Genomic DNA, 13,765 nt, shown 5'->3' with positions numbered 1-13,765 from the left:
AGAGGACTCACAATCATCAATTAGATTTAAAATAACTGCCTCTATGATAGCAGTCTCCAGAAAATTCAGCCATGCGTCTTCCTTGCTGTGCGTTAATGTGCTATGCTTATTGCGCTCAAAATAACGGTAAACATGGCATTATAGTTAGTTGTCGGTTACTTTAATTAGTAGTAACCCAGTGTGCGAGATAGCGCCATGTTTCTTGCGGTAAGATTTTTGCCACAAGAATGGCCATCGCCGCGAGCATCGAAAGTTTATTAGCGGGGTTAGCTAATAAAACTTAACCTAGTTATGCGAGATAGAGCCATGTTTCTTGCGGTAAGCTTTTTGCCACAAGAATGGCCATCGCCACGAGCATTAAAAGTTTATTAGCGGGGTTAGCTAATAAACTTAACCTAATTATGCGAGATAGAGGAGGCACGTAATGCAAATACCAATTTCCAATCAACAATTTTTTAACTGGCTGCGTGCTGGTCGTGTGGTATTTTTCAAAGATACATTGATGCTGGAACCGTTTGATGAAGATTTTCAACAAATTTTGCACTTAGTGGAGCATGATTATTTAGAATTGCGTGCTGAAATCGGTACAGGTACGTTCACTTACAGCATTGCGCCTGATCAGGATCTAGCGCAGGCACAAATTGAATTACAGGCCGAGAGTGCAGATCATGAAAAAATAATCACCAAAGCGTATCATGTGTTTTTGGATAATGTGCATTAAAAAGACTGCAAGCAAGGCTTAGGAAACGGATCAAATTTAAAAGATTAGCAAAAGCCAATATTGATGGATTAGATTGGTTAGCACTGGCTGTATGAATGATGAGCGTAAAATAAAAAATAATCTAAGTTCAATAAGGTACATCAGGGGCTGTTGATACCGCCAACTAATATCTAATGCTGGAAGGACGTTTTCAATTAAAATTTAGGTAGTTACTGAAGCAGAAAACGGAGAGCCAGATTTTAATTCGATCTATAATCATCAATGTAATCTTGTTCAAAGTACTTTTCGATATTAAAATAGAATTTATCGGGATGCTAAAAGCTGCCAGTAAAATCAGTTGAATAACCGATTTTACTGGCAGCTTGCATATTATAGTTAGAAAACAATTGCTTGTCACTGGCTCATTTTTTAGCATCAAGCTGGTAGCGTACTAATGCTAATTCAGTTTGTTGAAAGGTATAAAGTTTTTCGTGATAGTTGGAATCCAGTTGAAAACCGACTTTTTCTAACAAGCGACGCGAAGGCAAATTTGCTTCACCGGTTACGGCATATAGTCGTTTGATGTCTAGCTGTTCGAAAGCTAGCTGAGCAACTTGCGGCAAAACTTCCTGCATAATACCGTGACGCTGCCATTGACTTAAAATTTCGTAGCCGACTTCGGCGGTTTGCTTTTGAAAATGCCAAAGTTGGATTAAGCCATAAAATTCATCAGTTTGACGATCCATGATGCCCCACATCAGATAGTTGCCCCGTTGTGTTCCTGTCAACATCCGGCTGATATATTGCATGGTTGCTGTTAGATCATAATCCGTGCTACGACCGGTGGCCGCCGCGATCGTTGTATCATGGCGCAGTGCGTATACACCTTTGGCGGGAACCGTATTAAGAAAACGCAGCTCATAATGGGGTAACAACACACGTGCAAAAGCTTGAGTTTGCATAAGAACACCTCCGTAACTATAGTTTAAAGTAGCAGCATATTTCTTACGATGACCAAAATGGTTTGAACGAGTGAACGTAATGGAGGAATTTACAACTACGCTCCGTTAGGCAAATAAATCACCTTAATTGTGAAGTAGAAAGGATCAACTAAAAATGGAAGCAGAATTGACTTTAGTTAAAACAATGCTCAACACTATTCTAACGCACCAAGAATTAACGCGGTTGGACGAATTTTTTCATCCGGCCTTTATTGCTGTTCTCAATGGTGAAAATATTAATCGAACACGGTATATCGAGCGGTTGACTGATTTAAAAACAAGCAATGCTGACATTACTGATTTAAAAATTCGTGATCTTTTTTGGTCAGAAAAGGGGGCAGTTACTGCACACTATATCGCGCTAATTACCCCAGAAAATGGACGAATTGATCAAGTTGATGTGCTTGCTCTGTGGCAGTTCAAAGCGGGCAAGTTGATTTTTGTCAACGAGGTTGCCTGGCCACTATCACCAGTTGCGGCCGATTTCGCGGCTGATCGTACCTTCATTCATCAATATATCATTTAAAGAGCTAGCCGGCGAATTAAATAGTCGGCCACGCCATCGTCCGCGTTACTGAGCGGGGTCACGTCGTTAGCTAGCACTTTGATCGCTGGCCGGGCATTTTTCATGGCAACCCCCCAGCCAGCATGAGTCAACATGTCACGGTCATTATCGTCATCGCCAAAAGCTAAAACATCGCGTGCGTTCATCTGGTAGTAATCCAATAAATATTGAATGGCACTTGATTTATGTGTTGCTTCCCGAACGATTTCTAGTGCAGAAAATGGGCCGCTCCAAGCGCCCCAAGTTTGTGCAACAACGTGGGGAAAGCGCTGATTGACTGCTGCTTGTAATTGCGGCAAAGTAACGGCATCGGTAAATAATGATAATGAAATAGGTGCCTGTTGCAGTGAGTCTGCGTTAAGCAGTACTGTTGGTGCCGGCATATCGGTGAAAAAAGGAAGATCACGAAAGGGGCGATCAGTCAGCACAAATTGTTTACCTTCAGCGATGGCGACTTTAATTGGAAAATCGTGTTTCAATTCTAATAGGGCTAACGCAGTGGCTTGCGGTAAAGTGGTGGCTTGTTCATAGGCCCATTGTTGGTGCGGGACATGGACTAATGCACCGTTGAAATTGATCATTGGTGTAGTCAAGTCTAGCTGATCGTAGAATTGTTCACTAATATTATCTGGACGACCGGTGGTGATCACGACTTTATGCCCGCGTTGACTAGCAGCACGCAAAACGTTACGCGTTTTGGAACTAAGCTGTCCAGCAGGATTTAATGTTGTCCCATCAAGATCGAGTGCAATTAATTTGGTTGACATGGCGAGCCTTCTTTCTTAGCGTCTGTCTGGAAAAGTGCGCAGAAATTTGCTTTTTCAAACACGACTTATGCTGCTTATGCGCAGCAACTACTGTTTAATAATCTACCATAGAACGATCGTTGACAGAACTATTTTGTTGCTGATCGTTTTTTTTGCAATTAAAATAATTTAATTATTTTATAATCATATTTTAATGTAAAATGTAAAATGTGATAGTATAGTTAAAATTAAGTTAAAAACAAAGAAGATATTTCGTTATGAAAAATACCAATGCAAAACTCAATATTATTATTATCAGCGCGATTATTAGGTAATGCGGGCTGACATTTTTAAGTGCCCGCATTAAGCGGGCAGCGTTGGTAAAGCCAAGAGCTGTCACAAGCTCTTGGCTTTTTATTTTTCAGGAAAGAAGGTGAGGATTGCTTGATTAAGAAAAGTTGATCGTTGATGGATGAAAGATTAAAAAAAGATGAGATTGGAAGTGGATTGAGATATGCAAGATACAGATGGTTTAACCGAAACAAAAGCAACAACTGTCCTTAAACGTGATCCTGTACGTACGGTCGTTTTTGCGTCAATGATTGGGACAGCAATTGAATTTTTTGATTTTTACGCGTACGGGACTGCGGCAGCGGCGTATTTTCCTAAAGTGTTCTTTCCTGAAGTAACCACTACGATTGCGACTTTACTGAGTTTACTAACATTTGGGGTCGCCTTTGTTGCCCGACCTTTAGGCTCATTCGTTTTTGGTCATTTTGGTGATAAAATTGGGCGCAAACGGACCTTGGTCGTTTCGCTATTGTTGATGGGCTGTTCAACCGTTTTGATTGGCTTGTTACCAAGTTATTCAACATTAGGGTTAATGGCCGTTATTCTATTGTGTCTCTGCCGCTTCGTTCAAGGCATTGGTCTAGGTGGCGAATGGTCCGGGGCTGCTCTGGTGGCTACCGAAAACGCCCCTAAAAAGAAGCGGGCACTGTACGGTGCCTTTCCTGAACTTGGGGCACCATTAGGCTTTTTCTTAAGTAATGGTCTATTCTTCGTGTTGGAATCATTCCTATCACCAGCACAAATGATCAGCTTTGGCTGGCGGGTTCCATTTTTGGCTTCCGCAATCTTAGTTTTAGTTGGTTTCTGGGTTCGTGAACAAATGCAAGAAACGCCATTATTCCGTTTGGCTCAAGAAAAGAACGAAGTTACTAAATCACCATTAAAAACAGTTTTCAAAACGAGCTGGCGCCAAATCATTCAAGGAACGTTTATTGTTTCTGTCACTTATACTTTATTTTATACTTTAGCCACTTGGTCGTTGACCTTTGCCACGACTCATCTCGGCTTTAGTAACCGCGAATACTTATCCTTATTGATGGGTGCGATCATCGTTTTTGCTGTTATGATCTTAGTTGCTTCTTATTATGCTGATGTTTGGGGTCGGCGGCGGATCTTAATGGCGTCGTCAGCGGTTTTAGTTGTCTTTGCGCTATTATTCCCATTCTTATTACAAGGTCAGCATAACGTTGCCGGTGTAATCGCGTTCTTAGTCATTGGTTTTGTTTTGATGGGGATTTCCTTTGGTCCTGTTGGCGCAGTATTGCCAGAATTATTCTCGACCAAGGTGCGCTACTCTGGCGCTGGTATTTCTTATAATGTCGCTGCTATTGTCGGTGCAGCCTTTGCACCAACCATCGCCACTTGGTTAGCCGATAACTGGGGTGTTCGTTCGGTTGGTATCTATCTTGGTGTTATGGCAGTTGCTTGTTTTGTTGCTTTAGCTACGACTAAAGAAACTAAGTCAGTAGATTTTACTAAATAGCAAATTAAAAGGCTTGCGCCAAATTGACGCAAGCCTTTTTCTATTCCTTATCTGCTAATAATTGCCGCAGTACTGCTACTTGTTGTTTTAATTCGGCGCCAATATCGGTTTCAGCGACGAGTTTCCGCTGTGCTACTTGGTCGACGATGCGCTTAGTTGAAATAATGTCGGTTAGATTGGCGATCGCATCAGCCTTAGAGGTAAATGGTTGGTGCGTCACCAGCTGCATACCGTAAGAATTGTAGAGCAGGGTGTAGCCGCCAATACCGGTAGTTTTATGATAGGGTTTGGAAAAACCGCCGTCAATGACGATCATTTTACGATCGGCCATCACTGGCGTTTGCCCCTTTTTCACCGGTGTGTGACCGTTGATCACGTGGCCAGTGGCTGGTGACATACCAAATTCACGTAAGACTGAATCGACGAACCAAGCTTCACGGCGCAGTTTATAGTACGGATTGGTGCGTTCCTCGTGGGTAGCTGGATCACTGATGAAGTAGCGTTCAAAAGTGGTCATATCATGCTTGCCAAACAGTGGTGATAGGGGGCCAGTCCAGAGATACCACAGTAAATCAGTGGCACAATCGTCTTCGTCGCCGGGATGCGCAAAGCTGGCCCGCAAGTTCTGTTCAAAAACATCTAGCAATGCTTTACCAGCATATTCTTTACCATGTAATTTGAAGGCTTGAAATTTACCGTCGGCAGTAACGGGGATACACCCATGGAACAACAAATTATCATTGTAGGTCAGATACATGCTGCCTTTACGCATCAAAAATTTCATATGGCGCTGTAACTTATCTGAATGGCGGAAAGCCGCTAATAACTGATCAATCACTCTTTTTTCTTCAGGTAAAAGCTTATAAGGATCAGTTGGATCAACCGTTTGAAAGCAAGTATTTTCTAGCGGATAAATTTTACCGTGAAGCTGAATTGTCATTTTCTGATAGTCGATACGATCGAGTAAGCGGCGGTGGGCCATTTTAAATTCTGGCCGACGAGCAATGACTGGGCCTTCAAGCTTGAACTGAATAATGGCGATTGCTTGGTGGATCTGAGTGATCTGTAATTCCTCAGCCTTAGATAACGGCCGCTCGCTGCGCAATTGTTTAGGCCGAAAAGCCACGTTATCCTGATAGTGCTCTTCGGCGAACAGCGATAAGTGGCGTAAATTGATACCATACGCATCTTCAATAATACTGAGATTATTGTAGCGGGCGCAGATCCGCAATAGATTGGCTAGACATAATCTGGAGCCAGAGACAGCACCGAGCCAGAGAATATCATGATTGCCCCACTGAATATCCAGCGAATGATACTGCATTAATCGCTCCATGATCAATTCTGGGTGCGGGCCACGATCATAAATATCGCCAACTAAGTGTAAATGATCGACCACTAACCGCTGAATGGTGTGGCACGACGCAATAATAAATTCATCGGCCTGTTTTAAAGCGATAATGTTTTCCGTAATTTGTTGGTAATAGGCTGCTTTGTCGGGACTATTAAAATCACCATAAAGTAATTCTTCAGTGATATAAACAAATTCGGGCGCTAAGGCTTTGCGGACCTTGGAACGAGTATATTTAGTTGACACAAAATGCAGTAATTCGACTAAACGTTGAAAAGTATCCAAATACCATTGATGTAAGTCATTGGCGTTGGGATAGCGCTTTTTAATAGCGGCTAAGCGTTCACTAGGATAATAGATCAAAAATGAAAAATGACTAATTGTTTGCGGTGTCATTTTGCCAGAGAAAAGATCGGCAACTTTCTGTTTAACGTTACCCGAACCGTTGCGCAAAACGTGCTGAAAGGCATCATACTCACCATGGACATCACTGATAAATGCTTCGGTACTTTTCGGTAAACTCAAAATAGCCTCTAGATTGATCAATTCGGTTGCTAAGGCAGTTTTAGTCGTATATTGTTCCTTAAGTAATGCGAGATCAGTTACATCCATACAAAAAATACCCCCAAAATATTGAATATATGCCTTGATTATACCGCTTTCATTTTAAAATACCAATTATATCTGTAGACTTAGTGGAACCGTCTAAACAGTTATTTAAGGTATATACCAATTATAATTAATGCTGTTAGATTATACAGCAATCTATCGCTTTGCTAAAGAATTTGACAAGTGATAACAATAACGGTAAACTAATTTGAGTAAACGATTACTCAAAACTTTAATTGAAAGGTAGATGATAAAATGAACCGCAAGTTATCTATTAAGGAGATCGCACAGTTAACCGGTGTATCTACTGCTACCGTTTCCCGTGTCATTAATAATAATGGGCGGTTTTCAGAAGAGACTAGAAAAAGAGTTCAAAATATTATTGAAAAGTATGGTTATGAACCCAACCGAGTTGCTAAAAGCCTTAGAATCAATAAATCTAATACAGTCGGCATTATTGTCCCAGACATCACCAATTCTTTTTTTTCAAGTACAGTGCAACAAATTGAAGCTTACCTTTTTGAACATGGTTATTCCACAATTATTTGCAATACAGCGCATAATCAGGAAAAGGAATCTCAGTATTTAAAGGTTCTTGAAAGTGAAATGGTCGATGGTATTATCATTATTTCGGGTGCTATAGATTTTAAATCAACAGATCTGCACAGTAAGTTACCGCTAATTTGTATCGATCGTAACCCTAAAGATAATGATGTATTATTTGTCGGTTCAGATCATTACGCTGGAGCAGTGCTAGCTACCGAATATTTATTGAAGCAAACGCAGGATATTACAATAATGTCACCAAAACAAAAATCTGTTGCAACGTTAGAACGTCTACGTGGATTTCAGGATGTGACTAAAAAAAATACTCAAATTACATCGACAGTATTTTTATATGATGATGTGGAAGAACCAATCCAGCATTTCCTAATCCAAAAAAGGAATACAGCTAGTGTCTTCGGTATTTTTGCGAACAGTGATGATCTAGCGGCCAAGATTCTCTTACAGGCACATTTGTTGGGAATACAAATACCTGAACAACTTAAATTAGTCGGTTTTGATGATGCGCCGATTGCTCAAGTCTGCTATCCACAACTAACTACAGTTCGCCAAAATAAAAAAGAAATAGCTGAGTTAGCTAGTGAGCGATTAATCAAGTTGATTCATAATTTACCTATCAAAGGCAAAAAAAATATCCAAGTACCGGTCAAACTAGTTGTCAGGGGAACGGCCTAATTTTTTTAATACGCATTGAGTAATCGTTTACTCATATTAATTGTGTTTGCGTAAACGATTACTTAAATGGAAAGAAGGGTTAAAAATGAAGTTAATTTCACCATCAATGATGTGTGCAAATTTTGCTAATTTGGAAAATGAAGTACGAGAACTGGAAGCTGCAGGAATCGATATGTTTCATATGGATATTATGGATGGACAGTTTGTTCCTAATTTTGGTATGGGCTTACAGGACTATGAATTAATTAGTCAAATTACAACTAAGCCATTAGATGCGCATTTAATGATTGAAAATCCCAGTCATTATGTCAAATTATTTTCAGATTTAGGTGCTAGCTTAATTTATATCCATCCAGAAGCAGATCGTCATCCTGCACGAACAATCGATATTATTCATCAATTAGGTAAAAAAGCCGGTATTGCCATCGATCCAGATACAGCATTAGCAACAGTACGTGAATTGTTACCATTAGTTGATGCTATTTTAGTAATGACAGTTAACCCAGGTTTTGCTGGACAAAAATTTTTGGATGCTGTTTTGCCTAAATTACAAGCAGTCTGTCAGTTAAAACAGGATTTTGATTATATTGTAGGTGTTGATGGCGCAATTTCTCCAGAACGTATTCAACAGCTGAGTAAGCTTGGGGTTAGTAATTTTGTTGTGGGAACTTCTGCATTATTTGGTAAGTCAAAAGATTATAAAACAATCATCGATCATTTAAAACAAATCTAAGAATGGAGTGCTTAAAATGTCAAAAATTGCAATTGGTTCCGATCACGTGGGTTATGAATTAAAACCTATAATTATTGAATATCTAAAAGAATTAGGCCACGAGGTCACTGATTTTGGTGCCTATTCAAGTGAAAGAACCGATTATCCCATTTATGGTAAAAAGGTAGCTGAAGAAGTCGCTAATCATAATTACGATTTAGGCATCCTTATTTGTGGAACCGGCGTAGGAATTTCTTTATCCGCAAACAAGGTACCGGGAATTCGTGCGGTGGTATGCAGTGAGCCTTATTCAGCGAAGCTCTCGAAGCAACATAATAATACGAATATTCTTGCTTTTGGTTCACGTGTAATTGGTTCCGAGCTAGCTAAAATGATCGTTAAAGAATGGCTGGATGCAAAATTCATTGGTGGTCGACACCAGCGGCGAATTGATGAAATGGCAGCGATAGAAGAGAAGAACGATAAAAAATTTGAATCAATTCGTGTATCTAACAATCAGAAGTACCTAGATAAGTGAAAATCATGTAGTCGCAATATAAACATAACAATTATTTGTAATAAAAGTTAATAAATTAGGGATGTTACTTCTTGAATTATTCACCATAAGTTCTCCAAGCACAGTGTCACCCCGTTATCATGGGCAGTACTGTGTTTTTTATTTTTCACCTTTTTAGTGCAGAAAAAGAACCTCCGATTTGGTATAGTTGATTCACCACAAGTCAGCTATCCACCAAAAGAAAGAGGTCCTTCTCATGGCAACTTTACCGGAAAAACGAGTTAATTTCAATCCTAAATTACATATTTCGCACACTGGTGGTGAACTTTCCACTGATGCTGGGCTAGTGTTGGTCAAAGAATTAATGGCGCAACTCAATTTCACGACCTTAGCGTATCAATTAGTCCATTTTGATGACCAGCGCCATTACGCTCGTTACAGCAACGTTAGTCTACTAGAACAGGTCGTGCTGCAGTTGATCGCCGGTTACCCGGCCGATCTAGCTGCCACCAGTTTGCGCGATGACCCCACATTTAAATTACTATTGGCACAACCGCAATTGGCCTCACAACCGTCATTATCCCGTTTTTGGCAACGCTGTGACGAGCAGACCATCACCTCATTACAAACGTTGAATCAAGCATTGCTTGACCAAGCGTGGACTGGCGCCAAGCAACAACAGCTGATCCTCGATATTGACTCGACTCACGCCGATACTCATGGTCATCAGGAAAAAACGGCCTTTAATGCGCATTACGGTACCACGGGTTACCATCCGCTGGTCGCTTTTGACGGGCAAACGGGCCACTGTTTAAAGGCTCAATTGCGCCCAGGTAATGTTTATACCAGTACGGATATTGCCCCCTTTATCACACCACTACTACAGCACTATCATCAAGTCAAACCGAACGCTGATATCTTGGTCCGCGGGGATAGTGGCTTTGCGACTCCAGAATTATACGAAACTTGTGAAGCCAACGACACTTTTTACTTGATCCGCCTGAAAGCCAATCGGCGGCTGAACCAACTGGCTGAACGTTTTGTTCAGATCAGTGATGAGCAGAATTGGACTGAGACCGAGGTCCATTATTATCGCGCGTCTTATCAAGCCCGATCATGGCCTAAGCCGCGCCAGATCTACATTAAATCAACTCGACCAGCTGGTGAATTGTTATTTCAACATGAATACCTTGTGTCCAATTTAACGAGTTTTGTCGCCGAAGATGCGTTTCAAGCCTATCATCAACGGGGCCAAATGGAAAATTATATCAAGGAAGCCAAGGCTGGCTTTTACCTGGATAAAATGACTAGCTCGCAATTTATACCAAATTATGCCCGCATGATGCTCAGTGTCCTCGCTTATAATTTAGTCAGCTTGATGCGCCAATTGTTGCCTGTACAACATCAGCGATTACAGGTTACAACCTTGCGCTTATGGCTGTTTAAAGTAGCGGGTAAGCTGGTGACCAGCGGCCGGCAACTTTATCTAAAATTAAGCCGCCACCACGTCTATCAGGATTTGTTTTATCAACTGTTAGCTCGAATCCAAGCGCTACAGTGGGGCTAAACTGGTGCAATAAATCAAAAAAAGTCGGTTCGGCCAAGGGGCAAGTATGCTCAAAATTGAGGATCAAAAATTTATCCAGCCCCATAATTTGGTAGCCTTTAGCAAAAACAGTACATCTTGGTTTGACTACACCATAGCAGCACGAGAATTGGTCCAAAATTGTGCGGTATGCCGATATTAAACCTCGTATGAATAATTCGGGTACTTTATTACTTCAGATAAATATTAATTAAATTTTGAAAATAAATGGAATTATATGAATTTATATGATTGTAAATGAAATAATATGATGCTATACTATGGATATTAAATAAATACAGGAGGATTTTTATGAAACTAGCGACTAGAATTAATTCATTTTTACCTAACAATCACAATGATTTAAATGAGGTATTTAAAAAATTTAAGGGTCTTGGGCTAGATTATGTTGATTTAAATTACCCAGAACATACAGCAGGTATTTCTGTTGAAGAAATGAAAACGCTTCTAAATGAAAATGATCTCAAATTAAACGGTGTCGCCTTAAGATTTAAAAATGATTATATTCGCGGAGATCTTGGGAATTCTAATAAGAGTACAGCTGACAAAGCGTTGCAACTTTGCAAGGATGCTGCGGACTATTGTCGCGCGGTTGGTGGAAATATTGTGACTGTCTGGATGGCGCATGATGGTTTTGACTATAGTTTTCAAATTGATTACACCACGGTTTGGACTCAATTAGTTAAAGCATTCCAAACTATGGCTGATTATGCTCCTGACCTCAAATTTAGTATTGAATACAAGCCGTTTCAACCTAGAGGCTATGCTTTTATTGATAGTATGGGTATTACCGGGATGATGGTTAGTGAAATTAATAGAGAAAATGTAGGCGTTACTTTGGACTATTGCCATATGTTGATGAAGCATGAAAATCCGGCTATGGCAGCAGATATATTTGGTGGGCGTAAGCAACTATTGGGGGTTCATTTAAATGATGGCTATGGTCTAAATGATGATGGCTTGATGATTGGAACAGCTAGTCCTTTTAAAACCTTGGAATTTTTATATTATTTACGAAAACATGATTATCGCGGCATGATTTATTTTGATACTTTCCCCGTTATCGAGAATGCCAGTGAAGAGTGCGAGCAGAACATTAAAATGATTAAACAGCTTAATTCGTTAATTGATTATGTCGGTTTAGATAATATTCAGGAGATCATCAATCAAAATGATGCGATTGCAGCACATAAATTAATGATGAAATTTTTAAACAACCCTTCATAAACTAAATACGAGCCTTGTGGTTATAAGTCAAGAGGGTGAAAACAAATAAATGCCATTATTTTTTAAACTTGAGCACATACCTCCCCAGCCCGCTGAAATAGTTTTTTTCACCGGGAATATTGGACTCAAGTATCAGTCTTCAAGCAACTAGGCCACTGGCGGAGCGGTGTAGAGTTGGCGGTTCTTTAACAGAACTTCCACCAACCTGACCAGTTTCCGTGCAGTAAGGACCGCTGCTCGTTGATGCCGGTACTTGGGCACTTCATTATATTTCTTTTGATAGTAACGTTGATAAGTGGTGTCATAACGTCTTACTGAGTTGGCAGCTTCAACTAAGTAATAACGCAGATATTGATTACCTTTACGGGTATGTGGGGTTTTCTGGCGCACACTAGTACCAGATTCATGTGGCAGCCACGCCAAACCGGCATATTTAGCGATATGACTTTCGTCAGGGAAACGCTCGATCTGACCAAGCTCAGCGACGATCCCAACCGCATAAACTGGGCCGATCCCAGGAACGCTGGTCAGGCATTGAATACCCTTGACTTGGCTACTGACTTGTGCGATCGTCTTGTCGATACTTTTGATCTGCTTATTGAGCATGCGAATCTCTTCCGCATACACGGCCAGAATTTCATTGACTGAGTCAGCGACGACTTTAGTCAAGCGATACGAAGAACGGACCGCTTGTTTGATGGCTTTGGCTACGGCCTCGGTATCACCAAACTTTCCATGGCTAAGTCGTTGTAGATGATCAACTAATTGCGCTAGTGGTAGGGCCGCTGCTTCATCAAGCGAGAGTTCTTCATCAGTGAGTAAGGTCAACATCGTGGCCCCAAACACTGATGTTGGGACGGTTTGATCCAATGTATTACAGCGATAGTACAAGTTATTTAAAAAATGATTTTTTGAATCAGTCAGTTGTCTAACTAAGTGGTAACGTTCACGCGTCAATCGTTGTAAGGCAACGTACTTTTCTTGGCGCATGACGGGGTTACCCAAGGGTTCGACCCGTAAGAGATCAGCTAAGTGTCTAGCATCGATCTTATCGGTTTTACCGTCGTCAAATAACTGACTAAAGTGGTGTGACGTATAGGGATTGATAATGATCACGGTCAATCCCAGTGCTTTTAATTCAGGATCAGTTGATAAGAAAGTCATGGGGTGGAAATTATAGATCGAAGTGGCCTCCATACCGGCAATGATCTGGTTATAATCTTGGTGGTGCGTTTCAGCTAGAATCGTTTGTTTGATCTGACGAGCACCATTAAGATCATTGGTGGTTTCATCTTGAAACCGGCATTGTCGATCTGAATCTAAAGCACAGAAAGCTAAATTACTTTTACCAACATCAATACCGAGATATAAGTTCATGGATAGGACCTCCTTTCGCATGAATTAATTGGATAAGGCTTAGGCGCTGCGTGATGTTCCCTAATTCCAGTTCTAACGGGCATCCTCGCAATATCAGTAGACTAGTTCCGCCTGATCCAGCTGCGAGCCACACGAGTGGACTCGAATCAGGTCGAACGCTACAGCTTGTGGTCTGCGGAAAATCGAACTGTCTGGGCGGCATGCTTTACAAGTAGATGAACTACAGGAGTGAAAAGCCTATACCAGTTGGACCTAAATCCAATGAACAACTAGAGAATATC

At 40.8% G+C, this 13,765-nt stretch carries 12 protein-coding genes; 8 read left to right on the top strand and 4 right to left on the bottom strand.

Annotation, left to right across the window (positions count from 1 at the left end; translation table 11 throughout):
• The first annotated feature begins 424 nt into the window (after nt 1-424).
• On the top strand, nt 425-721 hold the full coding sequence (locus LC20001_RS11400; RefSeq protein WP_010011956.1) for a hypothetical protein: 297 nt from the start codon (nt 425-427) through the stop codon (nt 719-721).
• Between the two features lie 401 nt (nt 722-1,122).
• Here LC20001_RS11400 and LC20001_RS11395 read toward each other — a convergent pair whose 3' ends face one another.
• Nucleotides 1,123-1,662: a GNAT family N-acetyltransferase gene (locus tag LC20001_RS11395; protein ID WP_010011955.1), complete on the bottom strand. Its 540-nt coding sequence runs from the start codon at nt 1,660-1,662 to the stop codon at nt 1,123-1,125.
• A 154-nt stretch (nt 1,663-1,816) separates the two neighbouring features.
• Between LC20001_RS11395 and LC20001_RS11390 the strand changes: the two genes are divergently transcribed.
• Nucleotides 1,817-2,227, top strand: coding sequence for a hypothetical protein (locus LC20001_RS11390; protein WP_010011954.1), 411 nt, complete (start codon nt 1,817-1,819; stop codon nt 2,225-2,227).
• On the opposite strand, the gene LC20001_RS11385 is transcribed toward LC20001_RS11390, so the two are convergent.
• Nucleotides 2,224-3,033: a Cof-type HAD-IIB family hydrolase gene (locus LC20001_RS11385; protein WP_056943262.1), complete on the bottom strand. Its 810-nt coding sequence runs from the start codon at nt 3,031-3,033 to the stop codon at nt 2,224-2,226. The two genes, LC20001_RS11390 and LC20001_RS11385, sit on opposite strands and share 4 nt — an antisense overlap.
• Before the next feature lie 493 nt (nt 3,034-3,526).
• Between LC20001_RS11385 and LC20001_RS11380 the strand changes: the two genes are divergently transcribed.
• Nucleotides 3,527-4,846 carry an MFS transporter gene (locus LC20001_RS11380; RefSeq protein ID WP_010011953.1) on the top strand — a complete coding sequence of 440 codons (1,320 nt, stop codon included), beginning with the start codon at nt 3,527-3,529 and terminating at the stop codon, nt 4,844-4,846.
• Between the two features lie 40 nt (nt 4,847-4,886).
• Here LC20001_RS11380 and LC20001_RS11375 read toward each other — a convergent pair whose 3' ends face one another.
• A complete protein-coding gene (locus LC20001_RS11375; RefSeq protein ID WP_010011952.1) occupies nt 4,887-6,809 on the bottom strand; it encodes a fructose-1,6-bisphosphatase in 1,923 nt (640 codons plus the stop codon).
• Between the two features lie 252 nt (nt 6,810-7,061).
• Between LC20001_RS11375 and LC20001_RS11370 the strand changes: the two genes are divergently transcribed.
• From LC20001_RS11370 to LC20001_RS11350, 5 genes are all read left to right on the top strand, one after another.
• Nucleotides 7,062-8,045, top strand: coding sequence for a LacI family DNA-binding transcriptional regulator (locus LC20001_RS11370; RefSeq protein WP_010011951.1), 984 nt, complete (start codon nt 7,062-7,064; stop codon nt 8,043-8,045).
• An 85-nt stretch (nt 8,046-8,130) separates the two neighbouring features.
• Nucleotides 8,131-8,778, top strand: a complete 648-nt coding sequence (gene rpe / locus LC20001_RS11365) for a ribulose-phosphate 3-epimerase (protein WP_010011949.1) — start codon at nt 8,131-8,133, stop codon at nt 8,776-8,778.
• A 16-nt stretch (nt 8,779-8,794) separates the two neighbouring features.
• A complete protein-coding gene (rpiB, locus tag LC20001_RS11360) occupies nt 8,795-9,295 on the top strand; it encodes a ribose 5-phosphate isomerase B (protein ID WP_010011947.1) in 501 nt (166 codons plus the stop codon).
• 235 nt (nt 9,296-9,530) lie between these two features.
• On the top strand, nt 9,531-10,841 hold the full coding sequence (locus LC20001_RS11355; RefSeq protein ID WP_099235829.1) for an IS1380 family transposase: 1,311 nt from the start codon (nt 9,531-9,533) through the stop codon (nt 10,839-10,841).
• A gap of 330 nt (nt 10,842-11,171) precedes the next feature.
• Entirely contained in the window at nt 11,172-12,107 is a 936-nt protein-coding gene (locus LC20001_RS11350) for a sugar phosphate isomerase/epimerase family protein (protein ID WP_056943337.1), read from the top strand.
• 147 nt (nt 12,108-12,254) lie between these two features.
• Here LC20001_RS11350 and LC20001_RS11345 read toward each other — a convergent pair whose 3' ends face one another.
• Nucleotides 12,255-13,484 (bottom strand): IS110 family RNA-guided transposase, encoded by a 1,230-nt coding sequence (locus LC20001_RS11345; RefSeq protein WP_010011946.1) that lies wholly within the window; start codon nt 13,482-13,484, stop codon nt 12,255-12,257.
• Between the last annotated feature and the right edge of the window lie 281 nt (nt 13,485-13,765).

It is taken from the genome of Loigolactobacillus coryniformis subsp. coryniformis KCTC 3167 = DSM 20001 (assembly GCF_002706425.1).
Lineage (GTDB): Bacteria > Bacillota > Bacilli > Lactobacillales > Lactobacillaceae > Loigolactobacillus > Loigolactobacillus coryniformis.
This window is presented reverse-complemented; position numbering and strand designations above follow the sequence as displayed.

Excerpts from the sequence above, each read along its gene's own strand:
- LC20001_RS11370 (WP_010011951.1), top strand. The coding sequence starts at position 7,062 with ATGAACCGCAAGTTATCTATTAAGGAGATCGCACAGTTAACCGGTGTA.
- LC20001_RS11375 (WP_010011952.1), bottom strand. The coding sequence starts at position 6,809 with ATGGATGTAACTGATCTCGCATTACTTAAGGAACAATATACGACTAAA.
- LC20001_RS11395 (WP_010011955.1), bottom strand. The coding sequence starts at position 1,662 with ATGCAAACTCAAGCTTTTGCACGTGTGTTGTTACCCCATTATGAGCTG.
- rpiB (WP_010011947.1), top strand. The coding sequence starts at position 8,795 with ATGTCAAAAATTGCAATTGGTTCCGATCACGTGGGTTATGAATTAAAA.
- LC20001_RS11390 (WP_010011954.1), top strand. The coding sequence starts at position 1,817 with ATGGAAGCAGAATTGACTTTAGTTAAAACAATGCTCAACACTATTCTA.
- LC20001_RS11385 (WP_056943262.1), bottom strand. The coding sequence starts at position 3,033 with ATGTCAACCAAATTAATTGCACTCGATCTTGATGGGACAACATTAAAT.
- LC20001_RS11355 (WP_099235829.1), top strand. The coding sequence starts at position 9,531 with ATGGCAACTTTACCGGAAAAACGAGTTAATTTCAATCCTAAATTACAT.
- LC20001_RS11350 (WP_056943337.1), top strand. The coding sequence starts at position 11,172 with ATGAAACTAGCGACTAGAATTAATTCATTTTTACCTAACAATCACAAT.
- LC20001_RS11400 (WP_010011956.1), top strand. The coding sequence starts at position 425 with ATGCAAATACCAATTTCCAATCAACAATTTTTTAACTGGCTGCGTGCT.
- rpe (WP_010011949.1), top strand. The coding sequence starts at position 8,131 with ATGAAGTTAATTTCACCATCAATGATGTGTGCAAATTTTGCTAATTTG.
- LC20001_RS11345 (WP_010011946.1), bottom strand. The coding sequence starts at position 13,484 with ATGAACTTATATCTCGGTATTGATGTTGGTAAAAGTAATTTAGCTTTC.
- LC20001_RS11380 (WP_010011953.1), top strand. The coding sequence starts at position 3,527 with ATGCAAGATACAGATGGTTTAACCGAAACAAAAGCAACAACTGTCCTT.